At 66.0% G+C, this 23,380-nt stretch carries 19 protein-coding genes; 7 read left to right on the top strand and 12 right to left on the bottom strand.

What is annotated here, in order from left to right:
* The first annotated feature begins 146 nt into the window (after positions 1-146).
* Positions 147-1,028: an RNA polymerase sigma factor RpoH gene (rpoH, locus tag ACPFMJ_RS08915; protein WP_424363453.1), complete on the top strand. Its 882-nt coding sequence runs from the start codon at positions 147-149 to the stop codon at positions 1,026-1,028.
* A gap of 55 nt (positions 1,029-1,083) precedes the next feature.
* Here the strand turns inward: rpoH and ACPFMJ_RS08910 are convergent, their stop codons facing one another.
* Both ACPFMJ_RS08910 and ACPFMJ_RS08905 read right to left on the bottom strand, forming a co-directional pair.
* A complete protein-coding gene (locus tag ACPFMJ_RS08910; RefSeq protein WP_424363452.1) occupies positions 1,084-1,311 on the bottom strand; it encodes a hypothetical protein in 228 nt (75 codons plus the stop codon).
* Positions 1,312-1,395: 84 nt separating this feature from the next.
* Positions 1,396-2,478, bottom strand: a complete 1,083-nt coding sequence (locus ACPFMJ_RS08905) for a M48 family metallopeptidase (RefSeq protein ID WP_424363451.1) — start codon at positions 2,476-2,478, stop codon at positions 1,396-1,398.
* 99 nt (positions 2,479-2,577) lie between these two features.
* On the opposite strand from ACPFMJ_RS08905, the gene ACPFMJ_RS08900 reads away from it, so the two are divergent.
* Positions 2,578-3,258: an SDR family oxidoreductase gene (locus tag ACPFMJ_RS08900; RefSeq protein ID WP_424363450.1), complete on the top strand. Its 681-nt coding sequence runs from the start codon at positions 2,578-2,580 to the stop codon at positions 3,256-3,258.
* A gap of 121 nt (positions 3,259-3,379) precedes the next feature.
* Positions 3,380-3,706 carry a hypothetical protein gene (locus ACPFMJ_RS08895; RefSeq protein ID WP_424363449.1) on the top strand — a complete coding sequence of 109 codons (327 nt, stop codon included), beginning with the start codon at positions 3,380-3,382 and terminating at the stop codon, positions 3,704-3,706.
* Here the strand turns inward: ACPFMJ_RS08895 and ACPFMJ_RS08890 are convergent.
* From ACPFMJ_RS08890 to ACPFMJ_RS08875, 4 genes are all read right to left on the bottom strand, one after another.
* Entirely contained in the window at positions 3,700-4,443 is a 744-nt protein-coding gene (locus ACPFMJ_RS08890; RefSeq protein ID WP_424363448.1) for an ATP-binding cassette domain-containing protein, read from the bottom strand. The two genes, ACPFMJ_RS08895 and ACPFMJ_RS08890, sit on opposite strands and share 7 nt — an antisense overlap.
* On the bottom strand, positions 4,385-5,140 hold the full coding sequence (locus tag ACPFMJ_RS08885) for an ABC transporter permease (protein WP_424363823.1): 756 nt from the start codon (positions 5,138-5,140) through the stop codon (positions 4,385-4,387). The genes ACPFMJ_RS08890 and ACPFMJ_RS08885 overlap by 59 nt, the downstream gene beginning before the upstream one ends.
* Before the next feature lie 35 nt (positions 5,141-5,175).
* On the bottom strand, positions 5,176-6,144 hold the full coding sequence (locus ACPFMJ_RS08880) for an ABC transporter substrate-binding protein (protein WP_424363447.1): 969 nt from the start codon (positions 6,142-6,144) through the stop codon (positions 5,176-5,178).
* Between the two features lie 72 nt (positions 6,145-6,216).
* Complete coding sequence (locus ACPFMJ_RS08875) at positions 6,217-7,452, bottom strand: glycosyltransferase family 4 protein (protein WP_424363446.1); 1,236 nt, start codon at positions 7,450-7,452, stop codon at positions 6,217-6,219.
* Positions 7,453-7,791: 339 nt separating this feature from the next.
* On the opposite strand from ACPFMJ_RS08875, the gene ACPFMJ_RS08870 reads away from it, so the two are divergent.
* From ACPFMJ_RS08870 to ACPFMJ_RS08860, 3 genes are all read left to right on the top strand, one after another.
* Positions 7,792-9,609 carry a putative bifunctional diguanylate cyclase/phosphodiesterase gene (locus ACPFMJ_RS08870; RefSeq protein WP_424363445.1) on the top strand — a complete coding sequence of 606 codons (1,818 nt, stop codon included), beginning with the start codon at positions 7,792-7,794 and terminating at the stop codon, positions 9,607-9,609.
* 80 nt (positions 9,610-9,689) lie between these two features.
* Positions 9,690-11,705 carry a DNA topoisomerase IV subunit B gene (gene parE, locus ACPFMJ_RS08865; protein WP_424363444.1) on the top strand — a complete coding sequence of 672 codons (2,016 nt, stop codon included), beginning with the start codon at positions 9,690-9,692 and terminating at the stop codon, positions 11,703-11,705.
* A 197-nt stretch (positions 11,706-11,902) separates the two neighbouring features.
* Positions 11,903-12,967 carry a sensor histidine kinase gene (locus tag ACPFMJ_RS08860; protein WP_424363443.1) on the top strand — a complete coding sequence of 355 codons (1,065 nt, stop codon included), beginning with the start codon at positions 11,903-11,905 and terminating at the stop codon, positions 12,965-12,967.
* 12 nt (positions 12,968-12,979) lie between these two features.
* Here the strand turns inward: ACPFMJ_RS08860 and ACPFMJ_RS08855 are convergent, their stop codons facing one another.
* The 5 genes from ACPFMJ_RS08855 to ACPFMJ_RS08835 form a co-directional block, all read right to left on the bottom strand.
* Entirely contained in the window at positions 12,980-13,381 is a 402-nt protein-coding gene (locus ACPFMJ_RS08855; protein WP_424363442.1) for a (deoxy)nucleoside triphosphate pyrophosphohydrolase, read from the bottom strand.
* A gap of 8 nt (positions 13,382-13,389) precedes the next feature.
* Positions 13,390-13,908 carry a carboxypeptidase regulatory-like domain-containing protein gene (locus tag ACPFMJ_RS08850; protein WP_424363441.1) on the bottom strand — a complete coding sequence of 173 codons (519 nt, stop codon included), beginning with the start codon at positions 13,906-13,908 and terminating at the stop codon, positions 13,390-13,392.
* 270 nt (positions 13,909-14,178) lie between these two features.
* Positions 14,179-15,426 (bottom strand): bifunctional glutamate N-acetyltransferase/amino-acid acetyltransferase ArgJ, encoded by a 1,248-nt coding sequence (gene argJ / locus ACPFMJ_RS08845; RefSeq protein WP_424363440.1) that lies wholly within the window; start codon positions 15,424-15,426, stop codon positions 14,179-14,181.
* Positions 15,427-15,701: 275 nt separating this feature from the next.
* Positions 15,702-16,571, bottom strand: coding sequence for a peptidylprolyl isomerase (locus tag ACPFMJ_RS08840; protein ID WP_424363439.1), 870 nt, complete (start codon positions 16,569-16,571; stop codon positions 15,702-15,704).
* A gap of 88 nt (positions 16,572-16,659) precedes the next feature.
* The gene (locus tag ACPFMJ_RS08835; RefSeq protein WP_424363438.1) at positions 16,660-19,644 is read right to left on the bottom strand and encodes a bifunctional [glutamine synthetase] adenylyltransferase/[glutamine synthetase]-adenylyl-L-tyrosine phosphorylase; all 2,985 of its coding nucleotides are present in this window, start codon (positions 19,642-19,644) and stop codon (positions 16,660-16,662) included.
* Positions 19,645-19,931: 287 nt separating this feature from the next.
* On the opposite strand from ACPFMJ_RS08835, the gene ACPFMJ_RS08830 reads away from it, so the two are divergent.
* Positions 19,932-20,780 carry an ATP-binding protein gene (locus ACPFMJ_RS08830; protein WP_424363437.1) on the top strand — a complete coding sequence of 283 codons (849 nt, stop codon included), beginning with the start codon at positions 19,932-19,934 and terminating at the stop codon, positions 20,778-20,780.
* 173 nt (positions 20,781-20,953) lie between these two features.
* On the opposite strand, the gene ACPFMJ_RS08825 is transcribed toward ACPFMJ_RS08830, so the two are convergent.
* On the bottom strand, positions 20,954-23,266 hold the full coding sequence (locus ACPFMJ_RS08825) for a transglycosylase SLT domain-containing protein (protein WP_424363436.1): 2,313 nt from the start codon (positions 23,264-23,266) through the stop codon (positions 20,954-20,956).
* Positions 23,267-23,380 lie beyond the last annotated feature (114 nt).

Below are 23,380 nucleotides of genomic sequence, written 5' to 3'. Positions count from 1 at the left end.
TAATCCCGACTTTAGCGACTTGTCACGCGCGGGTCATTTTCCCGGAAAGGCTTTCCGGCCTATAATCTCCTTGTTGCGATCGGCGAGTGCGCGATCGACCATTGCGGGCTTGCCGTCGCCCGGGAGCCCGCCAGGAGGGACGCAATATGGCGAATTCCTTGCCCATCGTCGCGGAAGGCGGGCTTTCCCACTACCTCGCCGAAATTCGTCGTTTCCCCATGCTGGAGCCCCAGCAGGAATATATGCTCGCCAAACGCTGGCGCGAGCACGAAGACCCGAAGGCGGCTCAGGAACTCGTGACCTCGCATCTGCGCCTCGTCGCGAAGATCGCGATGGGCTATCGCGGCTACGGCCTCCCGATCGGCGAAATCATCTCGGAGGGCAATGTCGGCCTGATGCAGGCCGTCAAGCGCTTCGAGCCCGACCGCGGCTTCCGTCTCGCTACCTATGCGATGTGGTGGATCCGCGCCTCGATTCAAGAATATATCCTGCGCTCCTGGTCGCTCGTGAAAATGGGCACGACGGCGAGCCAGAAGAAGCTGTTCTTCAATCTGCGCAAGGCCAAGAGCCGCATCTCCGCCTATGAGGAGGGCGATCTCAAGCCCGAGAACGTCGAGAAGATCGCGACGCGCCTCGGCGTCTCGCAGCAGGACGTGATCGAGATGAACCGCCGCATGAGCGGGGACGCCTCGCTCAACGCGCCGCTGCGCGAAGAAGGCGAAGGCGAGTGGCAGGACTGGCTCGTCGACGACAGCGACGACCAGGAGCGCCTTCTCGTCGCGCAGGAGGAGAACAATAATCGCCTCACGGCCCTTCGGGGCGCGCTCGACGTGCTCAATCCCCGCGAGCGCCGCATCTTCGAGGCGCGCCGCCTCGCCGACGATCCGGTGACGCTGGAGCAGCTGTCCGAGGAATTCGGCGTCTCCCGCGAGCGCGTCCGCCAGATCGAGGTCCGCGCCTTCGAAAAGGTGCAGGCCGCGGTGAAGTCGGGCGTTGCGAAGATGGAGCACGCGGCGGCGGCGGTTTAAGGCGAGCGCCTCTCCCTCGCTTTGCGAGAGAGGCGATCCTCGCGAAAGCCAGGATCTACCCTCTCTCCCGCGGCGCGGGGGAGGTATGGGAAGCAGGGTCGGCGGCGGGCGTATGCTCGGCGGCGTTTTTCCCGGCGTTCGTTTCCGCCAGCATCGCCTGAAGGCGGCGGCGGAGTTTGGACGTATCCAACTGCCGGGGCGTTGCGGCCGAGCCTTCGCCGGCGAAGAGATCGCCCTGCGCATTGGTCTGTCCGAACGGATCGGGCGCGTCGTTGCTCATCATCTCCACCGCATGTGAACCAGGCCAGCCTATCCGATCGGCAGGCGCGCTTGAAGGCGCCGGCTTAGGTCTCCCGCAAGCCCGCGTCTAGCCGCAAATCCCCTTCAGCGCCTTCCACTCTTCATCGCTCAACAGCGGCGGGGCCGTTTCGCCCTTGCTCGCTTTCGCAAGCCGCGCCAGGCGGTCCTCGCTCAGCGGGTGATCCTGCAAGATGCTCAACGGGCCGCCATCGTCTTCGCCCGTGATCCGCACCAGCAGCTTGCCCATCGGCTTGGCCGGCCGGCCCAGCGCCGCCATGGTCTGGGCGGCGAAAGCGTCGGCTTCGCTTTCGTTTTCGCGGGAATGGGCGGCGTTGAGAAGCGAATTGCCGATGATGATCATGGCCGAACCGCCGCTGACGTCGCCGAAGACGAGCCCGACCAGCAGCGCGGCGCCGCCGGTCGCGATGATGCGGCGCAGATGGTCGCGATGCTCCAGATGGCCGAGCTCATGGGCCAGCACGCCTGCGATCTCGTCCTGGCTCGCGGCTTTGTCGAGAAGGCCGGACAGGAGATAGACCTTGCCGCCGGGAAGCGCGAAGGCGTTGGGCGTCTTCGACTCGATCGCCTCGATCGTCGCAGGAAGCCGCAAATGCGCGGCCTCCTGCAATTTCTGGCTGAGCTTCTTCAGGGCCGCGGCGCCTTCAGGCGCGGCGCAGGCCTTGCCGGAAAAGGTCTTGCGCACCTCTTCGTCGGCGCTGTCGCCGAGCTTCTTTTCCCATTCGACCGGGATGACGGGCGCGATGATGCCCGCCATGCGGGGCACGCCGCTCCACAGAAAGGCGCCGAACATGACGGCGGCGGCGAGTCCATAGGCGAGCCTCTTGCGGCCTTCCTTATCTGGCGGCGCCCTCTCGCCGCCGAGCAGCGGGCAATGGCGCTCGACCTCGGCCTGGGTCGCCGGATCGTCGATTTCGAGCCAGGCCCCTTTCGCGGCGCCGAGCGCCTTGAGCCGCATCACGCCGCCCGGCGGCGGCAGGCGCCGGACCTCGGCATAAGGCCAGGCCGCGAGAAGGGCGCCGTTTTCCACGATTTCCAGAGCGGGGCCGAAAACGATCGCGACCGAACGGCGCTTCTCGGCATAGCCGTCGAAATAACAGGCCTCGCCGCTAACGATTTCTTGCGCCGTCATCCGCGTCCTCGCTTTGCCGGCCAACGCTAGCATTGCAAGAGCCAAAGGCAAGGCGCCGCGCTATATGTGAGGCCGAACGGGATCAGGGAGAGTTTTTCCATGTCGCATTGGCTGATCGCCGGCGCGAGCCGGGGCATTGGATTGGAGCTGGCGCGCCAGCTCGCATTGCGCGGCGAACGCGTGACGGCGAGCGTGCGCAGCGAAGCGGGCCGCGCCGCGCTTCAAACCGCGCTCGGCGGCAAGGGGCGCGTTCTCGTCTTCGACACGCGCGACGAGGCCCAGATCCGCGCCGCCGCCGCCTCGGTGACGGAGCCCGTCGACGTGCTGATCGCAAACGCCGGCGCCTATGGGCCGGAGCGCCAGAATGCGCTCGACATGGATTTCGACGGCGTGCTCGACCTCTTCAACGTCAACACGCTCGGGCCGCTGCGCGTCGCGCAGGCCTTCCTGCCGCTTGTGAAGCAGAGTGCAAATCCGCGCATCGTGATGATGTCGAGCGTGCTCGGCTCCATGACCCTGGAGGGCACGTTCAACGCCGGCTATCGCGCGTCGAAAGCCGCGCTGAACAAGTTCACTCAATGCCTCGCCGACGATCTTCGGCCGGAAGGCGTCGCCGTCGTCGCCATGCATCCCGGCTGGGTGCGCACCGATATGGGCGGTCCGAATGCGACGCTGTCGGTGGAGGAAAGCGTCGAGGGAATCATCCGCGTCGCGGAAGGGCTCACGCTTTCCGGCACGCGCCGCTATGTCGATTATCGGGGCAACGAAATCGACTGGTGAGCGTCTTCCCCCGACAATTTTGCAACGAAAAATTTGGAAGCGGGCGCCATCGTCAACCATGCCGGACCAGTTGCGGCTCTTAGTCAGAAGCCGCCTTCGGCATGGATCGATGGTGGGTAAAATGACGACCTATGACGGGCTATGTCACGAAGTCGTGCAGCATCTCGGTGGCGAAGCCGGGCTGAAAGAGCTGGGCGCCCGCGTCGCCGCCGACGACCATTCGCATGTCAGCCTTCGACTCAATCATCCCAACCCGCGCGGCGTGCGCTCGGTCGTGATCACCGCGCGCGGCAATGGCCTTTTCGACATGGACTGCTTCGGCCCCATGCGCATGGACGCCTTCCGCGCGGAGCGCGTCGGCCATGCCGAACAGATCGTGCCGGACAGTCTCGCAAGCGTGCTGGGCTTGATGACGGGCGTCGAACGACTGCATCACCACCATTACTGACGCGCGGCGGCGAGCGCCGCGCGCGCCTGCGCCTCCAGCGTCTGCGCGACGTCCTGCGTCAGCTTGCTGCGCGGCGTCGCGATGTCGAGCGTCTCGACGACATGGGCGGGGCGGGGCGAGAGCAGGAAGATGCGATCCGCAAGGGCGATCGCTTCCGAGAGATCATGCGTCACGATCAGCGTTGTGATGCGCTTCTCGTCTATGAGCGTGGCGATGCGGTCGCGCAGATCGCGCGCGAGCGCCGCGTCGAGCGAGACGAGCGGCTCGTCGAGCAAAAGCAGATCGGGCTTGGCGGCGAGCGCGCGGGCGAGCGAAACGCGGCGCGCGAGGCCGAGCGACAATTCGCCGGGGAAATGCGTCGCATGTTCGGCGAGCGACAATTGCGCGAGAAGCGCGGCGATCTCTTCCTCGGTCGCCTCCGGCGCGGCGATGCGGATATTGTCGGCGACGCTGCGCCAGGGCAAAAGGCGCGGCTCCTGAAAGACCATGCCGAGCCGACCATGCGCGGGGAGATGTATATGGCCCGTATATTCGCGGTCGAGCCCTGCGATCAAGCGCAGCAGAGTCGTCTTGCCGCAGCCGGAAGGGCCGACCACGGCGCCGGCCTGTCCGAAAGGCAGCGCCAGGCGCAAATCTTCGAGCGCGCGCAAAGGCCGCCCGTCGGCGCGATGATGGTCCTTATGCGCGATCGCGACGTCGAGGGGCGCCGCGCCGCCAGCGGGCGACGTGTCGTTCAAGGGGCTGCACCAGAAATGTCTCGACGCCGAGCATGAGGGCGACGAAGGGGAGGGCGTAGGCGAAAAGCAGCTTCATGTCGAACTGCTGAAAGGCCATGTTGATCTCGAAGCCGACGCCGTTGGAGCGGCCGAGCAGCTCCACGACGAGCACGATCTTCCAGACGAGCGACAGCCCCGCGCGCGTCGCGGCGGCGAAATAGGGCGCAAGCTGTGGGAGGATGACATGCCGCAGGCGCGCCGCCCGCGAAAAGCGGAAGGCTTGCGCCATTTCGTCGAGGTCGTGATCGAGCGCGCGGGCGCCTTCGCGGATCGTGACGACGGCGTTGGGCAGCTTGTTGAGCGCGACGGCGCCGATGGCCGCCGCCTCCGTCAGTCCCGCCCAGACATAAGCCAGCACGATGACGACGAGGGCGGGGAGATTGAGCAGGAAGACGAGCCAGGGATCGAGCAGGCGGTCGGCGAGCCTGTTGCGGCCCATGAAATAGCCGATCGCCGCGCCCAGACTCATGGCGAGCGCAAAGGAGGCGACGACGCGCGCGAGCGTGATGGCGAGATTGGAGAAGAGCGCGCCGCTGCGGGCTTCCTCGATGATCGCCTCGAAGACGAGGGCCGGTCCCGGCAGGCGTCGCGGATCGGAAAACCACGCGGCGGCCTGCCAGACGGCGAAGAGCGCCGCGAGAGAGACGAGACGGATCAACCCTTCGCGGACCAACTCTTCGCGCACAAGTCTGATCACCGTTTCGCGGCCTCGCCGCCCTTGTAGAAGGTTCCAGGATCCAGCGTCTTGCCGGGGCCGACGAGCTTCTCGCCGCCAATCTCGGCGAGCGTCTTGTAGAGAACCGCGGCGTCCGCTTCTTCCTGCGCGATCGTGCGCTTGGGAACGCCGGCGACATAGCGCTTGCGGTAGATGTCGAGCGTCGCGGCGTCCTTTTGGCCGAGACGCTGCGCGGCGGCGGCCCAGGCCTTGTCGTCGGTGGAGATGAGCGCTTTCGCCTTGCCGGTCATGGCGAAGAAGCGCGACAGCGCATCCTTGTTCTTCGCCGCGAAGCCGTCGTCGAAAACATAGCCGGTCACGACGACGTCGCCCTTGGCGCCGAGCGTCTTCTCGACTTCCGCAATCTCTATGGCGCGCGCAAAACCCTTGCCTTCGAGATCGGCGGCGAAATTCCAGAACTCCAGCGCCGCGTCGATCTCACCCTGCAACGCCTTTTCGGCGATGAGCGGCGGCGCGCCGTAGAGGATGGTCGCGCTCTTTTCGAGATCGACGCCCCGCTTGAGCGCATAGGCCTTCAGCAGCAGCCAGCTCTTGTCGAGCGGTCCGCCCGCGACGCCGAGCTTCTTGCCCGCGAGGTCCTTCACGGTCTTGATCGACGCGTCCTTGGTCATCACCGCGCCGACGCCGGTGGAATAGGGGTAGAGCGTGAGCTTCGCGCCCTGAGCCCGCTCGCGCGCGACCCACAGCCAGTCGGAGACGATGATGTCGGCGCTCCCGCCCTGAATGGCGATCTTGCCGGCCTCGGGCGAGGCGAGCTCCGTCACTTCCAGTTCGAGCCCGGCCTCCTTGTCGAGGCCGAAAGCCTTCACGACCGCCATTTCCCAGCCGGTCGTGCCCGTCTTCTGCAAGGCGAGGCGCAGCTTTTCGGCGCTGGCGGGCGTGGCGAGGAGGAGGGCGGCGGCGAAGAGGGCGAAGGGGCGTTTCATCGTCTTTCCTGCGATTTTCGCCGTTGGTTTAGCGCAGGAAAGGCGCCGCGTCGATTGCGGGAAGATTTCCCGTCAGGCGGCGGCGCGTCGCGCAAGCATCGCCTCGTAGACGGCGAGCGTTTCGCCGACATGGCGTTCGCGCGTCGCGGGCGCGGCCCAATAAGCGTCGTAGGCGGCCTTGGCCATCTGCGTGATCACCGCGTCGTTGTTCAATTCGCGGATCGCGGAGGCGAGCGAGTCGGCGTCGCCGCTCCTGAACCAGAGGCCCGTGACGCCGTCCTCGATCGCTTCGCGCGCGGCGCAGCCATCGGCGACGATGGCCGGGGTGCCCATGGCCTTGGCTTCGAGCGCTGTGAGGCCAAAGGTCTCGTACCAAAGGGACGGGAAGACGAGGGCGCGCGCGGCGCGCATGGCCTCGCGCGCCTCTCGCGGCGATTTCCACCCCAGGAGCCGCGCCTGCGGGAAGCGCGCTTGCAACTCGCCTGCAATGGGCCCGTCGCCGACAAAGACGGGCGTCACGCCCGCGCGGCGCGCAGCCTCCGCAAAGAGGAAGGCGCCCTTCTCCGCCGAGAGGCGCCCGACGAAAAGAAAATCGCCGCTGCGCGGGTCCGCCTTGGGGCCGAGCGGCTCGGCTTCGACGGGGTTCGTCACGCGATGGATCGCGGCGCCTTTCGGCAGGCAGGTCGCAAGCACTTTCTCCTGCAGATCGGAGAGGAGGACGATGTCCGAAAACGTCTCCGCCAGATGCGCGACATGCTGCGCGACGAACATGCGGGCGTTGCGCCACAGCTTGAAGGGATAGTTGCGCGAGTCGCAATTCGTCCCCCAGCACGCCATGGACATTGGCTTCAGCGCGCAGACGTCGCCTTTCGGGAAATTGTAGAAGCCGCCATTCGGGCAATGCAGGAAATATTCGTGCATCGTGTAGACGGCCGGAAGGCCGGCCGCCTGTATGGGCTTTGCGATGGAAGGCGACAACGCCTTCGCCCAGCCATGCACATGAACGATGGTGCGATCGTAGGAAAGATGACCCAGCGTCTCTTCGAGAAGCTTTTCGGCCTGCGCGTTCCAGACGCCTTGCCGCGCGGCGGCGAGCCGCGACGGGTTGCCGAGTATGTCGGGCTGGCCGAGGCAGACGACCTCGACGCCCGCTGGTCCCAGACGCTCGTCAACGGGGCCGCAGGCCGCGAAGAACACGACGCGCGCGCCGGCCGCCCTGAGCCCGAGCGCGCTTTCGATCGCAACCTTGGATTGCCCGCCGCTCACATAGGCGTGGTCGACGCAGATGACGACGGTCAGCGGGGGCATGAGCGCTCCAAAACGGGAAGAACGATGTCGAACGCTAGATCGGTTCTGCTTGCGGCCGGGTAAACCGGATCCGCCCGATCGCCCGCGATCCGGCATTTCACGAGCTAACTCCGCGTCTTAAGTGGAATTTTCTTAAGCTTTCGCGTGCATTCTCGGGTGAGCTAGAACGTAGGTTGATTGAATGACGGCGCCGGGCGGTTCGCCGCCGCGGGGGCTGGAAAATCGGCCGGGGCGCGCCTTTTGGCTGGACAGGCGACCCGATCCGCGTGTGGCGTTGGTATCGAGTTTTTGCGGGCGAGCATGTCTGATTTGAACTGCGCGGGCTGTGAAAAGCCGACAATGCTGGGATTGCGCGCCCTGCAGCATGACGTGCTCGAGGGCGTCGCACGCGACCTGCCGGTTAAACTCGTCATGAACCGGCTCTGTCTGCAAGCGGAGCGCCTCGCGCCCGACGTCGTCTGCTCCATTCTCTTCGTCGACGCCCAAGGCCATCTGCATCCGCTGGCGGGGCCGGGCCTGCCCAAGAGTTTCTGCGACGCGATCGAAGGCCTCGCGGTTGGCCCGCAGGTCGGCTCCTGCGGAACTGCGGCCTATCTGCGCGAGCCCGTGGAAGTCTGCGACATCGAGACCGACCCGCTCTGGGCGGCCTATAAAGATCTCGCTTTGCCGCTTGGCCTACGCGCCTGCTGGTCGTCGCCGATCTACGCCGCCGACGGGCGGGTGATCGGGACATTCGCCTTCTATTACCGGACCTGCCGGGGGCCGAACGCCCTGGAGCGCACCATCGTGCAGGCCTGCGTCAATCTCTGCGCCATCGCCATGGAGCAGAAGGAGCGGAAAGAGAGCATTCAGCGCCTCGCTTATTTCGATCCGCTTACCGGCGCGGCCAATCGCGCGTCCTTCGAACAGCACGCGCGCGACGCCCTGGCCGACGCGGCGCAAGACGGGAATGGGGTCGCCATTCACTGGATCGACCTGGACGATTTCAAGAGCGTCAACGACACGCTCGGCCATGAGGCTGGCGACAACCTGCTCAGGATCGTGACGCAGCGGCTGCGGGCGGCGCTCAGGGCAGGTGAATTTCTCGCGCGCATCGGCGGCGATGAATTCGTCGTTCTCCAATATCCGGCCGCCAGCGTCTCGGCGATCGAGGAGCTCGCGCAGCGGCTGGCAAGGGCGGTGGCCGAGCCGGTTCCGCTCGCCGAGACCACGGCGTCGGTGGGCGCGAGCATCGGCATTGCGCGCGCCCCGCAGGACGGCTTCGACCTCGCGCAGCTCATGAAAAAGGCCGACCTCGCCCTCTATGAAGCGAAGGCCGCCGTCGGCAGGGGAATCAGCTTCTTCGATGCCCGGATGGAGGCCCGGATCGCCTCGCGCTGGCAGATGGAGCGGGAGCTCGAACAGGCGCTCGCGCGCAACGAGTTCGAGCTATATTTTCAGCCGATCGTTGATCTCGCCGCCCTTGAAGTCTCCGGCTTCGAGGCGCTCTTGCGCTGGCGCCGACCGGGTCACGGGATGTTGAGTCCGCCGGCGTTTCTTCCTGTTGCTGAAAAGGCGGGGCTCATTTGCGAAATCGGCGAGTGGGTGCTGCGGGAGGCCTGCCTCCTGGGCGCCACGCTGCCGGCGCATATGCGCGTCGCCGTGAATCTCTCTCCGACGCAGCTCGTCAAGCCGGGCTTTGCGCTCGACGTCGCCTCCACGATCGGCGCCTGCAACATCGATCCGTCGCGCCTGGAGCTGGAAATCACCGAATCCGTGCTTCTGCTCGAAAACGCGGCCACGCATGCCTGCCTGACCCATCTGCGCCAGCTCGGCGTCTCCATCGCCCTCGACGATTTCGGCACGGGCTATTCCGCGCTTTCCCATCTTCGCGCCTTTCCGGTGGATCGGATCAAGATCGATCGTTCCTTCGTGCAGGAGGTGGACATTCGACGCGAGACGGCCTCGATCATTCGCGCCATCATCGGGCTGGCGCGCGAGCTGGGCGTCAAGACGACGGCCGAGGGCATCGAGACGTGCTCCCAGCTGCGAATGCTGCACAGCTTCGGGTGCAACGAAATCCAGGGCTATCTGATCAGCCAGCCCAAGCCGCTTTCCGCCTTCCGGGAGATCATCGAGGCGGGCGCGGAGCGGCTCACGGCGGCGAAAAGGGCCTGATTCCCACGCTTTCCCCGGTTTTCCCGGCCTTCGGCTGAAGCCTCGCGCACGGGCGCTCGAATCGCGCTAATATCGGGGCCATGGCCACGAAACCCGACCTTTTCGGCGGCGCGCCGCGCAAGGCGCCCGCGCCCAAACCCGCAGCAAAAACAACGCCCGCCGAATATGACGCCGGCTCGATCGAGGTGCTGGAGGGGCTGGAGCCGGTCCGCCGGCGCCCCGGCATGTATATCGGCGGCACGGACGAGACCGCGCTGCACCACCTCTTCGCGGAAGTGCTCGACAACTCGATGGACGAGGCCGTGGCCGGCCATGCGACCTTCATCGAGGTGACGGTGGAGCCGGGCGGTTGGCTGACCGTGACCGACAATGGCCGCGGCATTCCCGTCGGCCCGCATCCCAAGATGAAGGACAAGTCGGCGCTCGAAGTCGTCATGACGGTCCTGCATGCGGGCGGAAAATTCGACAGCGGCGCCTATCAGACCTCGGGCGGCCTGCACGGCGTCGGCGTCTCGGTCGTGAACGCCCTTTCCGAGAAGGTGGAGGTCGAGGTCGCGCGCGACCAGCAGCTCTACCGCATGGAGTTTTCGCGCGGCCTGCCGCTCGGCAAGCTCCAGAATGTCGGCAAGATCCACAATCGTCGCGGGACGCGCGTGCGCTTCAAGCCGGATGCGCAGATCTTCGATCAAAGCGCGCACTGGAAGCCGGCGCGGCTCTTCCGCATGGCGCGCTCCAAGGCCTATCTCTATGGCGGCGTCGAAATCCGCTGGCGTTGCGATCCGTCGCTGATCGAACCCGGCTCCGACATTCCGGCCGAGACGGTGCTGTGCTTTCCCGGCGGCCTGAAGGATTATCTCGCGCGCGAAACGCACGGTAAGGAGCTCGTCACCGACCAGCCCTTCGCCGGCAAGGTGACGCGCGAAGGCGGCCATGGCTCGCTTGAATGGGCGATCGCCTGGTTCGCGGAGGATGACGGCTTCATCAATTCCTACTGCAACACGGTCTGGACGCCGGATGGCGGCACGCATGAAGCGGGTTTCCGCCTCGCGCTGATGAAGGGCCTGAAGGACCACGCCGACCGCACTAATCAGTCGAAGCGCTTCAAGGACGTGACCGCCGACGATCTGATGGGATCGGCGGCGGCGATGATCTCCGTCTTCATCCATGATCCGCAATTTCAGGGTCAGACCAAGAACCGCCTGATGAGCGTCGAAGGTTCGCGCATCGTCGAGCAGACGGTGCGCGACGCCTTCGATCACTGGCTCGCGGCCGCGCCGACGCAGGCGAACAAGCTCATCGATTTCGCCGTGTCGCGCGCCGAAGAGCGCATGCGCCGCAAGGCGGAAAAGGATGTCGCCCGCAAGACGGCGACGCGCAAATTGCGCCTGCCGGGCAAGCTGGTCGACTGCACCAACAATTCGGCGCAGGGCTCGGAGCTCTTCATCGTCGAAGGCGACTCGGCCGGCGGCTCCGCGAAGGAGGCGCGCAACCGCGCGACGCAGGCGGTGCTGCCCCTGCGCGGCAAGATTCTCAACGTCGCCTCAGCGACGAAGGACAAGCTTCTCGCCAATCAGCAGCTCGCCGATCTCACGCAGGCGCTTGGTTGCGGATTGGGCTCGCATTATCGCGACGAGGAACTGCGCTACGAAAAAGTGATCGTCATGACGGACGCCGACGTGGACGGCGCGCATATCGCGTCGCTGCTCATCACCTTCTTCTATCGGCAAATGCCGCGGCTCATCGAGAAGGGCCATCTCTATCTGGCGCAGCCGCCGCTCTACAAGCTCACGCAGGGGCCGAAGACCGTCTATGCGCGCGACGAAGACCATCGCGAGGAGCTGATCAAAACCGTGCTCACCGGCAAGGGCAAGGTCGAGGTCAACCGCTTCAAGGGCCTCGGCGAGATGAGCGCGGCGCAGCTCAAGGAGACGACCATGGACCCGGGCAAGCGCACGCTGCTCAAGGTCGTTCTCGCAGGCGAGGAGCGCGACGACGTCGCCGATTGCGTCGAGCGCTTGATGGGCAACAAGCCCGAGGCGCGCTTCGCCTTCATTCAGGAGAAGGCGGCGTTCGCGACGGATCTGCTGGATATTTGATCCTCATTGCCGTTAGGCCCTCTCCTCGTCCCTTCTCCACAAGCGGGAGAGGGAACGCTCGCGATCCGCGGCGTTGATAAAGGCCACGCGCTGCTCCCTCTTCCGCAAAACTGGGAAGGGGGCGAAGACGTCGCCGAAGCGCTCGCGCGCGCGGCGGTCTCGCTCTATAATGCACCCGCCCCAGATACAGGTGATGCGTGAGCGATACGGACACTCTTTCCGACGCCGGCGAGGCGCGCGCCGCGCCTTCCGGGTGCGATGCGATCAAGGATCAAGCCTATGCGCTCGAGCGCATGCAACTCGCGCTCGACGCGGGACGCACCGGCGTGTGGGATTGGAACCTCGTCACCGGCGAAGTGCATCTCGACGCGCGCGTGCGGCAATTATGGGGTCTGCCCGACCATATCGAGCCTGGCTTCGACGTCTTTCGTAACGCCATTCATCCGCAGGATCGGCGGCGCAGCAAGGAGGCCGTCGGCCTCGCGCTCGATCCCGGCTTCGAGGGGGATTACGAGATCGAGTATCGCGTCATCGGCGTGAGCGACAAGATCGAGCGCTGGGTCTCGATCCGCGGCCGCACTTTCTTCGAGGAGGGTCGCGCCGTTCGCATTCTCGGCACGGCGCGCGACATCACCGAGCGCAAGATGCGCGAGCAGCATGTGCGCGTCCTCTTGCGCGAGCTGGTGCATCGCTCGAAGAATCTCCTCGCCGTCGTGCAGGCCATGTCGCGCCAGACGGCGGCCGGCTCCCCATCTGTGGAGGAATTCCAGCGCAAATTCAGCGCGCGCCTGCAGGCATTGTCCATGGCGCATGACCTCCTCGTTTCACAGGACTGGCGCGGCGCCGCCATGCACGATCTCGTGCGGGCGCAAATGGCCTATTGCCTGGATATCTCGAAGGACAGCCTCGGCGAACGTGCGGCGATCGACGGGCCGAAGATCATGCTGAAGCCGGAGGCGGCCCAGAATATCGGCCTCGCCTTGCACGAGCTTGCAACGAACGCGTTGAGCTATGGCGCGCTGTCGCGCCCCGAGGGCAGCATCTCGCTGAAATGGGGGTTCGACAATGATCGCCTCAACATCGAGTGGCGCGAGATCGGCGGGCCGGCGCTCGCCATGCCGCCCCGCGAAGGCTTCGGCCACAAGGTCGTGAAAAAGCTGGTCGCTCTTGCGCTCGACGGCGAGGCGACCCTGAGCTTTCCGCCCGACGGGTTGATCTGGACGCTCTCCATTCCCGCAAGTTTCGCGATGATGCGGGATTAGGATGCGCGACGATTATCCAAGCAGATCGACAAGCGGCGCAATGAGCGGCGCGTCGGCGGGCGGCATGTCGTAATTGCGCAGATCGCGCGCCCGCACCCATTTCACCGCCTGTCCCTCCGCCGGATGCACGAAGCCCTCCCATTTGCGGCAGACGTAGAGCGGCATGAGGAGATGGAATTCCTCATAGGCGTGGCTCGCGAAAGTCAGCGGCGCGAGGCAAGGGGCCTTTACGGAGATCGACAGCTCCTCGGCGAGTTCGCGAATGAGCGCGTCCTCCGGCCGCTCGCCGGGATCGAGCTTTCCGCCGGGAAACTCCCATAAGCCGGCAAGCTGCTTGCCCTCAGGGCGCTGCGCGATGAGCACGCGATTGTCGGCGTCGACAAGCGCGCAGGCGACGACGAGGAGGAGCTTCATGCAGACCCTTATTTGCCGGAGACGATGACCTCGACGGGTTTTTCTTCCGCGCCGGTGACGGTGACCTCCTCATATATCAGCCCGCCTTCCTGGCGAAAGGCGTTGTCGGGCTTCCAGATCACCTGCGTCGAGACATAGTAGCGTCCGGGCGGCACGTTCTCGAAAGTAAAGCGACCCGTCGGGCCGGCTTTCGCCGTGCGGGTGTGGGCGACATAATCGGGGTCTGGATCGTTTTTCGGGATCGACGTCGCAGGCGCGAATTTGGCGCCGTGGAAATAATAATCGAGCCGCGCTCGCGCATAGCTCGTATCGGGAATGAGGCGCACCGTCTCGCCCGAGGCATAGCGCACATTCATGCCGCCGGTTCTGTCGGGGAGGAACGCCTGCCCGTGGATCGCGGTCTTGCCCGGCTTGTCGAGATAGGCGGCTTCCGCCGCGTCGAAGCGCAGTTGCGGCGCGGGGGGCGCGGAGTTGCAGGAGAGCAGGGGGAGGGGAAGGAGAAACGGGACAAGACGCAGCAAATACATACGCGCAACGCTCCAGGCGACATCTGCAATTACGGCAGAGTTCCAGCTTGGGCGGCGGAAGGCAAGGCGTTTGAAATCAGCGTTGTTGCGGGCGGCTTTACGTGGGTCCGCAGCATGGTCGCGGTAAAGAGCCTTGATGAGCGCCCCCTCCCCAGCCCTCCCCCGCTTCGCGGGAGAGGGAGTAGGGCGTGGCCTTCATCGGCGCCGTTGATCGCGAGCGTCCCCTCTCCCGCTTGCGGGGGAGGGACAGGGAGGGGGCCGCGCGCGAAATCAGCTCCGGTAATCTCCGTTGATCGCGACATATTCCTTCGTCAGATCGCAGGTCCACACCGTCGCGGCGCCGGCGCCGAGGCCGAGATCGACATTGATGACGATCTCCTGCCGCTTCATGATCTCCGAGACTTCGCGCTCGTCATAGGCGGGATCGCGCAGGCCTTTGAAGGCGACGCGCACCCCGCCGAACCAGATGGCGAGCTTGTCGCGGTCGGCGCGCTCGCCCGCCTTGCCCACCGCCATGACGATGCGGCCCCAATTGGCGTCCTCGCCGGCGATGGCGGTTTTCACCAGCGGCGAATTGGCGATGGAAAGCGCGATCTTCTTGGCGGCCTTGGCGCTGTCGGCGCCTGTCACCGACACTTCGACGAATTTGCGCGCGCCTTCGCCGTCCTTCACGACCTGATGCGCGAGATCGAGCAGCACCTCATCGAGCGCGCGCTTGAAATCCGCAAGGCGCCGGTCGCTCGCCTTCTCGATCTTCGGCGCGCCGCGCTTCTTGGCGGCGCCCGTCGCGAAGAGCAGCAGCGTGTCGGAGGTCGAGGTGTCGCTGTCGACCGTGATCGCGTTGAAGGAACGCTGCACCGATTTCGAGAGCATCGTTTGCAGCGCCTCGGCGGCGATGGGCGCGTCTGTGAAGACGAAGGAGAGCATGGTCGCCATGTCCGGCGCGATCATGCCCGCGCCCTTCGCCATGCCGCTGATCGTCACCTCCACGCCGCCGATCGTCGCCGTGCGGGTCGCGAGCTTGGGGAAGGTGTCGGTCGTCATGATGGCGCGCGCGGCTTCCTGCCACCGGTCGGCGCGGGCCTCCTTGGCGAGCTTGTCCAGCACGCCGTCGAACTTCGAGGCGTCGAGCGGTTCGCCGATGACGCCCGTCGAGGCGAGGAAGACCTGGTTCTCGCGCGCGCCGGTCGCGGCGGCGGCGAGCTTGGCGGAGAACTTCACCTGTTCCGCGCCGGTCTTGCCGGTGAAGGCGTTGGCGTTGCCGGAATTGACCAGCAGCGCCTTCGCCTTGCCGCCCTTGAGCTTGGCGCGGCACCAGTCGACCGGCGCCGAGGGGCATTTGGATTTGGTGAAGACGCCCGCGACCGTCGCGCCTTCGTCCATTATGGCGAGCATCACGTCCGTGCGGCCGGCATAGCGGATGCCGGCGGCGCCGGCGGCGAAGCGCAGGCCGTCGAGCGGCGCGATCTCGGGAGTGGTTTTCGGCGCGAGCGGGGAGAGGGGGGCGTCATGGGCCATCGGAATCACCGGAGCAGGGATGGACTGCGCCGGGTTTGGCCTTGCTGCGCTGCGGCGTCAAGCGTCTGCGCGCCAGAGCGATGCCGAGGACCGGCTTTGGGCGCGACGGCGTTTGCCGGCAAACCTCCGAGGCGGCCTCGTCCTTCGAGACGCGAGCTTCGCCCGCGGGATGAGGCCCAGCTGTTTCACCCAAAAAGCAGAAGCCCCTCATGCCGAGGCGCCTGCGCGGCAGGCGTCTCGAAGCACGAGGGGCGTCGACTCGATCGAAGCGCGGTTTACTTCTTCTCGGCGGGCTTGCCGGCCGGGGCCGGCGCGGCCTTCGCGTCGGCCGGCTGGTCGGTGCGCTCGATCTTGGCGCCGTCGCGCAGCTTCATGACCAGTTCGCTCTGGGCCTTCTGCACCACGTAGCGCGCGACCTGCTCCTTCACCTGATCGAGCGGCGGGAAGGTCTTCGGGCGCGTCTCGTCGAGCTTGATGATGTGCCAGCCGAACTGGGTCTTGACCGGCTCGGACAGCTCGCCCGGCTTCATCTTGGACGCCGCCTCGCCGAATTCCGGCACCATGCGGTCCTTGGTGAACCAGCCGAGATCGCCGCCCTTGGAGCCCGGATCCTTGGACACTTCGCCGGCCACCTTTGAGAAGTCCTCGCCGCCCTTCACGCGGGCCAGCGCCTTCTTGGCCTCGTCCTCGGTCGGCACGAGAATGTGGTGCGCGTGATATTCCGTCTCGGGCTTCTGGTTCTTCGCGGCCTCGTCATAGGTCGCCTTGATGGCGGCGTCGGTCGCGGCCTCCTTGGCGACGTTGCCGAGCAGCGTCTCCATCAGCGCCTTGTCGCGCAGATAGGCCATCTTCTTGGCGAAGTCCGGCGTTTCGGCGAGCTTGTCGGCCTGCGCCTTCTGCACGACGAGCTGCTCGTCGATAAGGAAATCGAGAATGTAGCTGTCGCGCGCCTTGCCCTCGAGCTGGCGCGGAATGCCCGGGCCCAGATCGTCCATGGCGAGCTTGACGTCCTCGTCCGTGATCTCGACGCCGTTCACCTTGGCGAGAACTTTCGCCTGCGCGGGGAAAGCGGCCGCCATCAGGGCGACGAGGCCGATCGTCCCGAGTGCGGCGCGGGTCATGGAACGCGCATTCTTGCTAGACATGATATGCTCCAGAAATAGAGGCAAACCGCCCCGGAAAACCGCCGCCACGGCCGGTGCGAATGGTTCCTGCGTGACGAATGGGGCGTATCTATGCCGGCGGCGCGCCTCCTGACAACTCCCTGCCGCCCGATAATTCCGCGCCTTTGACGGGTCCGACGAGCCGCACGAAGACCTCGCGGGTCTTTTTTTCGGTCTCGGTCAGCAGCGCCTCGAGATGCGAGAGATCGGGCGAGTCGCCGACGCGCAGCAGCAGCTCGGCGAGGCCGCGCGGTGCGTCCTTCGGACGGAAGGCGCCGTCGATAGCGAGCCGCAGGAGCTGGGTAAGCCCTTGATAAAGACTGTAAGCGTTCAGCAGCGCCTCGGCCGCGCCGGCGTCGAGAAGCCCGGCCTCGCGAAGTTTCCGCAGGGCCTCCGGCGTCGTCTGTGAAAATATCTCGGGCCGGTCGCCGCCATGAAGCAGCATGAGATATTGGGTGAGAAACTCGACGTCGATGAGCCCGCCGGCGACCTGCTTGACCTCCCAGGGATTTGTGGAGCCCTTCTCCTTCTCGATGAGGCGGCGCATGGCGAGAACGTCCGTCTTCAGCTTTTCGGCGCTGCGCGGCAGCATCAGGGCGTCCTGAATCGCCTGCTCGACGCGGGCCGTGAAGTCGGCCGGCCCCGCAAGCACGCGGGCGCGCGTCAAAGCCATATGCTCCCACGTCCAGGCCTCGTCCGCCTGGTAGAGTTCGAAGGATTTCAGGCTCGACGCGATGGGCCCCTTGTTGCCGGAAGGCCGCAGGCGGAAATCCGTCTCATAAAGCAGGCCTTCGGCGGTCGGCGCCGAGAGCGCGGTGATGAAGCGCTGGGTGAGGCGCGCGTAATATTGCGGCGTTGAAATCGAGCGCTCGCCCTCGACCGACTCCGCCAGCGGATCGGCGTCGTAGAGCAGCATGAGGTCGAGATCGGAGGCGGCGGTCATCTCGCGGCCGCCGAGCTTGCCCATGGCGACGATGGCGGCCGCGCCGCCTTCGATGCGGCCATGGCCTCTCTCAAACTCCTTGCGAACTTCCTCGAAGAGCATGGAGATAAGCGTCTCCGCGAGGCGCGTATAGGCGAAACCGGCTTCGGCGACGGAGACGGAGCCGGTGAGCACGCGCACGCCAATGAGGAATTTCTGCTCCTGCCCAAAGATGCGCGCGGCGTCGAGCACGTCTTCGTAAGAGCGAGCCTCCGCGAACAATGCGGCGAGACGCTCGCGCAGATCGTCGTCAGTCGGCATTGTCGTGAAGAACGCCGGCTCCATCAGCGCCGCCAGCACATGCGGACGCTTCGAGACGGTAGCGGAGAGCTTCGGCGCCGCGCCGGTGATGGCGGCGATGAGGTTGAGCAGGCGCGGCTGCGAAACGAGCAGCGAGAAGAGCTGCACGCCCGCCGGCAATCTTTGAATGAGCTTGTCGAAGGCGAGGAAGGCCTGATCGGCGTTTTCCGTCGCGGCGAGCGCTTCGAGCAGGATCGGCGTCAACTCGGTGAGGCGCTCGCGCGCGACCGTGGAGCGCGTCGCGGCGTAGCGGCCGAAATGCCAGCCGCGGATCGTCGCGGTGACCATCTTCGGGTCCTTGTAGCCCATCTTGGCGAGCGTCTCGATCGTGCCCGGATCGTCGTCGTCGCCGGTGAAGACGAGATTGCCGCCAGTGGAGGAAAGCTCCGGCGCGCTTTCGAAAAGCTCGGCGTAATGACTCTGCACGATGTCGAGCCGCTTCAGCAGCGCCTCGGCGAAAGCGTCGTAATCCGCAAAGCCCATCATGCGGGCGATGTTCTCGACGCCTTCCTTCGTGTCGGGGAGCGTATGCTTCTGCTCGTCCGCGACCATCTGGATGCGATGCTCGACGTCGCGCAGGAAGAGATAGGCCTCGGTGAGATCGTCGCGCGTTTGCTTTTGAACCCAGCCGCTTTCGACGAGCTGGTCGAGCATGGGCAGCGTCGCGCGGCCGCGCAGCCGCTTGTCGCGCCCGCCGGTGATGAGCTGCTGCGTCTGCGTGAAGAATTCGATCTCGCGAATGCCGCCGCGCCCCAATTTGATGTTGTGGCCGATGACGGCGATCTTGCCATGTCCTTTGTGCGCGTGAATCTGCCGCTTGATGGAATGCACGTCGGCGATGGCCGCGAAGTCGAAATATTTGCGCCAGACGAAGGGTGCGAGCTCCTTCAGAAATTCCTCGCCCGCATAAATGTCGCCAGCGACGGGACGCGCCTTGATATAGGCCGCGCGCTCCCAGTTCTGCCCCATGCTTTCATAGTAGGAGAGCGCCGCTTCGAGCGGGATGGCGATGGGCGTCGCGCCGGGATCGGGACGCAGGCGCAGATCGGTGCGAAACACATAGCCGTCGGGCGTGCGGTCGCTCATGATCTTCACGATGCGTTTCGTCAGCTTCACGAACAGATCGACGTCTTCCAGTCGGTCGACAACACGGGCTCGTGCGCGGTCGAAGAACACGATGAGGTCGATGTCCGAGGAATAATTCAGCTCATAGGCGCCGCCCTTGCCCATGCCGAGAAAGATCCAGCCCGAGCCGCGCTCGGGATCGCGCTGGTCGGCGAGTTCGAGCTTGCCCGCGTGCTGCGCCTGGCGCAACGTGAAACGGATGGCGGCGGAGAGCGTCGCGTCGGCGATGCGGGTGAGGGCTTCCGTCGCCTGCAACGTCTCCCATGCTTTCGAGAGGTCGGCGAGCGCGATGACGAGCGCGGCCTCCTGCTTGACGAGACGCAGGCGACGCATGAGGTCGGCTTCGTCGTCCGTTTCGATGGCGTTCGTCTCGTCGATCAGCGCCTCGACTCGCGCTCGCGGATCTGCCGCGAGCCCCGCGGCGAGGCGCGCAGGGTTCTTGGCGGCGAGGTCGGTGAGATAGGGCGAGGAGCCGAAGGCGCCGAAGAGGAGATCGCGCGCCTTGGGATGTTCGCCGAGGAAGGCGCCGAGGGCGCCGGTCGAATCCTTCTCGAGCACGCGGTCGAGGGCCGTCCGGGCCTTGTCGGCGTCGGCGGGGGCGATGATGATTTTCGCCCTCTCGATGAGGGCGGCGGCGTCGAGCGTCAAAGGCGTGTCCCTTCCCGGTGCGCCGCTGAAGCCAAAGCCCCCTCTCCCCGCGTGCGGGGAGAGGGCCGGGGTGAGGGGCGGGCCATCATGACAATGGTCGCCGCTTGCGTCTGACAAGCGATGGCGACGTCATTCGTCGATGCCGCTCGCCCCTCACCCTAACCCTCTCCCCGCAGGCGGGGAGAGGGAATGCGTCGGCCCAGCGCATGGCCGTCTGATGCGGCCTTTTCGCTCCCGTATAATCCGGCTATGCCCGCAAAGCAGCCCCAGCGGTCAAGGAACCGGGAATGTCCAAGAAAGATATCGCCGCCCATCTCTCCCGCATCGCCGAAGCGCTGGAGCGTCTTGCGCCGCCTGCGCCGCCGGCCCCGGATTTCTCGGCCGCCGAGGCTTTCGTCTGGCGTGCGGCGGGGACGGTCTTTCACCCGGTCCCGAAGGTGAACCGCGTCGATCTCTCGCTGCTGGAAGGCATAAACCTCCAGCGCGACATCCTTTTTTCCAACACGGCGCGCTTCGCCAGGGGCCTGCCCGCCAACAACGCGCTGCTCTGGGGCGCGCGGGGCATGGGAAAGTCCTCGCTCGTCAAGGCCGTGCATGGCGCGCTGGCCGGGGAGGGGCGCCTTAAGCTCGTCGAAATCCACCGGGAGGACATCGAGGCTCTCCCCGATCTTCTCGGCGCCCTTTCGGGACAGCCCTACCAGTTCATCGTCTTCTGCGACGATCTCTCCTTCGACGGGCCGGAGACGAGCTACAAGGCGCTCAAAACCGCGCTGGAGGGCGGCGTCGAGGGGCGGCCGGAGAACGTGCTGTTCTACGCGACCTCCAACCGCCGCCATCTCATGCCGCGCGACATGATCGAGAACGAAAGCGCCGGCGCCATTCACGGCAAGGAGGCGGTGGAGGAGAAGGTCTCGCTCTCCGACCGTTTCGGCCTGTGGATCGGTTTCCACAATTGCAGCCAGGACGATTACCTCGCCATGGTCTTCGGCTATGCGCGCCATTTCGGGCTGGACGCGCCGGAGGCGGACATTCGCGCCCAGGCGCTGGAATGGGCCATGACGCGCGGCGCCCGCTCGGGTCGCGTCGCCTGGCAGTTCGTGACGGATCTGGCGGGGCGGTTGGGGAAGGGGCTGTAGCGCTTATTTTTGAACGCTGCGGATAACGCCCCTCGTGCTTTGAGACGCCTGCTTCGCAGGCTCCTCAGCATGAGGGGCTTCTTCTTCCTATGTGAAACGCTTAGGCCTCATCCTGAGGAGCGAGCGAAGCTCGCGTCTCGAAGGACGAGGCCGCCTGGGGATTTAGGGCTCTCTCACAACCCCGCATGCGCCATTTCGATTTGCGGCGCGCGCGTGTCCGTGTCGCCGAATTTCGCGCGATAGACGACGAAATTCTCCATCACGCGCTGCACGTAATTGCGCGTCTCGGTGATCGGGATGCGTTCGACCCAATCGATCGGATCGACATTGGGCTTGCGCGGATCGCCATAGGCGTCGATCCACTGCTTCACGCGCCCGCCGCCGGCGTTATAGGCCGCGAAGGTGAGGAGATACGCGCCCTTATATTCGCCGAGCAGAATGCCGAGATGCGCCGCGCCGAGCTTGGCGTTGAAGGACGGCTCGCTGATCATGCGCGAGAGGTCGAAGGCGACGCCATGCTGATAGGCGGTGTGGCGCGCCGTCGAGGCGATCATCTGCATCAGTCCCATCGCGCCGGCCGAGGAAACGGCCTTCGGATCGAAGGCGCTTTCCTGACGCGCGATGGCGTAGACCACCGAGCGCGACGCCGAGTGCGGCAGCGCCTCGAAATCTGGAATGCCGTAAGAGGGGAAGGCCACGTCGTCGAGCGGAACGCCGCGATAGGACGCGCTCTTGCCGAAGACGAGAGAGAGCTTGGCGTCGTGCTGGCTCGAGATGACTTCGCCCAGCGCCGCGACCTGCTTCGCATCGGTCATGTTCTTCGCCGCGTCGAGGGCGAGCGGCGCCGCCACTTCCTTGTCGCCGGTCGCGAGCAGCAGCTCGACCACCTTCACCGCCTCGTGACGTTCCTCCGCCTTCGCCGTCGCGGGGGCGGGGCGCAGCGGCCGGTCCTCGGCGCCGAGTTTTGCGCTGGCGAGCTGGCCATAGAAGGTCGTCGAATGCGCGGCGGCCTGCCGGTAGAAATCGCGAGCGCGGGCGTCGTCTTCCGCCGTGCGGAAAGCCTCGGCGGCGCGGCCGCGCCAATAGAGCGCGCGCGACCTCTGCAACGGCGTCTCGGCGGCCTGATCGAGCGCCGCGAAATGGCGCGAGGCGCGCGTCGGATCGTCGAGGAAGCGCAGCGCGATCCAGCCCGCCTGGAATTCGGCCTCGACCTTGTTGCTGGTCGAGCGGGCGTTGTGCTGCGCGGCGACGACATAGGCCGTGTCCGCGTCGCCGAGATCGAGCAGCTTGCGCGAGGCCTGCCGACGCTCCGCCCACCAGGCGTCGCCGTCGATCACCCTGGCGGGATCGGTCGGCGCCTTGCGCAGCAGCGCGCCGGCCTCGGCGAATTTCTTGGCGTTGTTCGCGATCCGCACGCGCGAGAAGAGGAGGCCCGGATCGTTCTGCAAGGCAGGCGGAACGGAAGCAAACAGCTTGTCGCCGGCGCCGCCGGCATTGGCCGCGGCGCGGGCGCGGGCCAAAAGAACCACGTCCTTGCCCGCGAGTTCGGCCGCGCGCAGCGCCGGCCCGTTCTTCCCGGCGTAAAGAAGCCGGTCAGCGCGGTATTTGTGATCCGCCGGGGCGAGAAGCTCGCCCAGCTCCTTCAGGAACTGCGTTTCGAATGCCTGCGGGAGATCGTCCTCGCGCCATGCGTCGCGCGCATAGAAGGCGGCGGTGTCGAAATCGCCCTCGCGCGCCAGCGCCTTTGCGATGGCGTATTTGCCGTAGGGCGTCGCGGGCGGCGCATTCTCGAACCAGGCCTTCACGACCTTGTCCGGCTGATGCTCGCTGACCAGCGCCTCCTCGGCGCGCCGGCGCAGCCAGTCGGCGGCCGGCCAGTCGGGATGCGCCTCCAGAAAGGCCGTGATCCGCTTGAATCCCGCCTCATGCGAGTGCAGCTTCAAGCCCGCCCAGTGCGCGGCCGTATGCGCTTCGCTCGACTTGAGTTTGGCGGACGCGGCGTCGCCCGCCGCGAAGTCGGCGGCCTTGAAGGCGGCGAGCGCCTGATAGAAAGCTTCGGAATCGTCGCCCAGCAACTTGCTGGCGTCGAGCGGGGCGCTGGTTGGGCCGCGCAGCCAGCCGTCCGGAGGCGCGTAATTGGCGAGCGGCGAAACGGCCGCGTCGTCGGGCCCGAAAAGCCCGGCCTGAGGCGGATGGGCGGCTTCCGTATGTGGCGGCTCGCCGGTCACGAAGCCGCGCACGCCCTCTTCCAGATTGCCGACGCGCACGCGCCAGGCGCCGAGGCTGAAGGGCACATGCGGGACCCAGCGCGCCGTATCGCCAGACTTGCCGGCGTCGAGGTCGCCCACCGTGCCAAAGCCCGTGAAGGCGGGCGCGACGAGCGCAATGGCCGTGGCCGTGGCCAGGACCTTGAGGCGGATCGAAATGCGTGGAGGCAACATCATCGGCTTTGTTCCGTCGTTGCGCAGAAGCTGCTCTCTATTCATTTACGAATCGTCAACCAAGCGAGGCCGACAGACGCCGGCGCACAGGCTTGGCGGCTACGCTCTTTTTCGACACGCGCTCTAGGTGGGGCTTTTCTAGCAAGCGCCCAGCGGCTA

This window comes from Methylocystis parvus (assembly GCF_049675845.1).
GTDB lineage: Bacteria > Pseudomonadota > Alphaproteobacteria > Rhizobiales > Beijerinckiaceae > Methylocystis > Methylocystis parvus_A.
The sequence above is the reverse complement of the archived record's forward strand: the minus strand, read 5'-3'. Positions and strand labels throughout refer to the sequence as shown.

Coding starts and splice junctions, on each gene's coding strand:
- rpoH (WP_424363453.1), top strand. CDS start 147: ATGGCGAATTCCTTGCCCATCGTCGCGGAAGGCGGGCTTTCCCACTAC.
- ACPFMJ_RS08910 (WP_424363452.1), bottom strand. CDS start 1,311: ATGATGAGCAACGACGCGCCCGATCCGTTCGGACAGACCAATGCGCAG.
- ACPFMJ_RS08905 (WP_424363451.1), bottom strand. CDS start 2,478: ATGACGGCGCAAGAAATCGTTAGCGGCGAGGCCTGTTATTTCGACGGC.
- ACPFMJ_RS08900 (WP_424363450.1), top strand. CDS start 2,578: ATGTCGCATTGGCTGATCGCCGGCGCGAGCCGGGGCATTGGATTGGAG.
- ACPFMJ_RS08895 (WP_424363449.1), top strand. CDS start 3,380: ATGACGACCTATGACGGGCTATGTCACGAAGTCGTGCAGCATCTCGGT.
- ACPFMJ_RS08880 (WP_424363447.1), bottom strand. CDS start 6,144: ATGAAACGCCCCTTCGCCCTCTTCGCCGCCGCCCTCCTCCTCGCCACG.
- ACPFMJ_RS08875 (WP_424363446.1), bottom strand. CDS start 7,452: ATGCCCCCGCTGACCGTCGTCATCTGCGTCGACCACGCCTATGTGAGC.
- ACPFMJ_RS08870 (WP_424363445.1), top strand. CDS start 7,792: ATGCTGGGATTGCGCGCCCTGCAGCATGACGTGCTCGAGGGCGTCGCA.
- parE (WP_424363444.1), top strand. CDS start 9,690: ATGGCCACGAAACCCGACCTTTTCGGCGGCGCGCCGCGCAAGGCGCCC.
- ACPFMJ_RS08855 (WP_424363442.1), bottom strand. CDS start 13,381: ATGAAGCTCCTCCTCGTCGTCGCCTGCGCGCTTGTCGACGCCGACAAT.
- ACPFMJ_RS08850 (WP_424363441.1), bottom strand. CDS start 13,908: ATGTATTTGCTGCGTCTTGTCCCGTTTCTCCTTCCCCTCCCCCTGCTC.
- argJ (WP_424363440.1), bottom strand. CDS start 15,426: ATGGCCCATGACGCCCCCCTCTCCCCGCTCGCGCCGAAAACCACTCCC.
- ACPFMJ_RS08840 (WP_424363439.1), bottom strand. CDS start 16,571: ATGTCTAGCAAGAATGCGCGTTCCATGACCCGCGCCGCACTCGGGACG.
- ACPFMJ_RS08830 (WP_424363437.1), top strand. CDS start 19,932: ATGTCCAAGAAAGATATCGCCGCCCATCTCTCCCGCATCGCCGAAGCG.
- ACPFMJ_RS08825 (WP_424363436.1), bottom strand. CDS start 23,266: ATGAATAGAGAGCAGCTTCTGCGCAACGACGGAACAAAGCCGATGATG.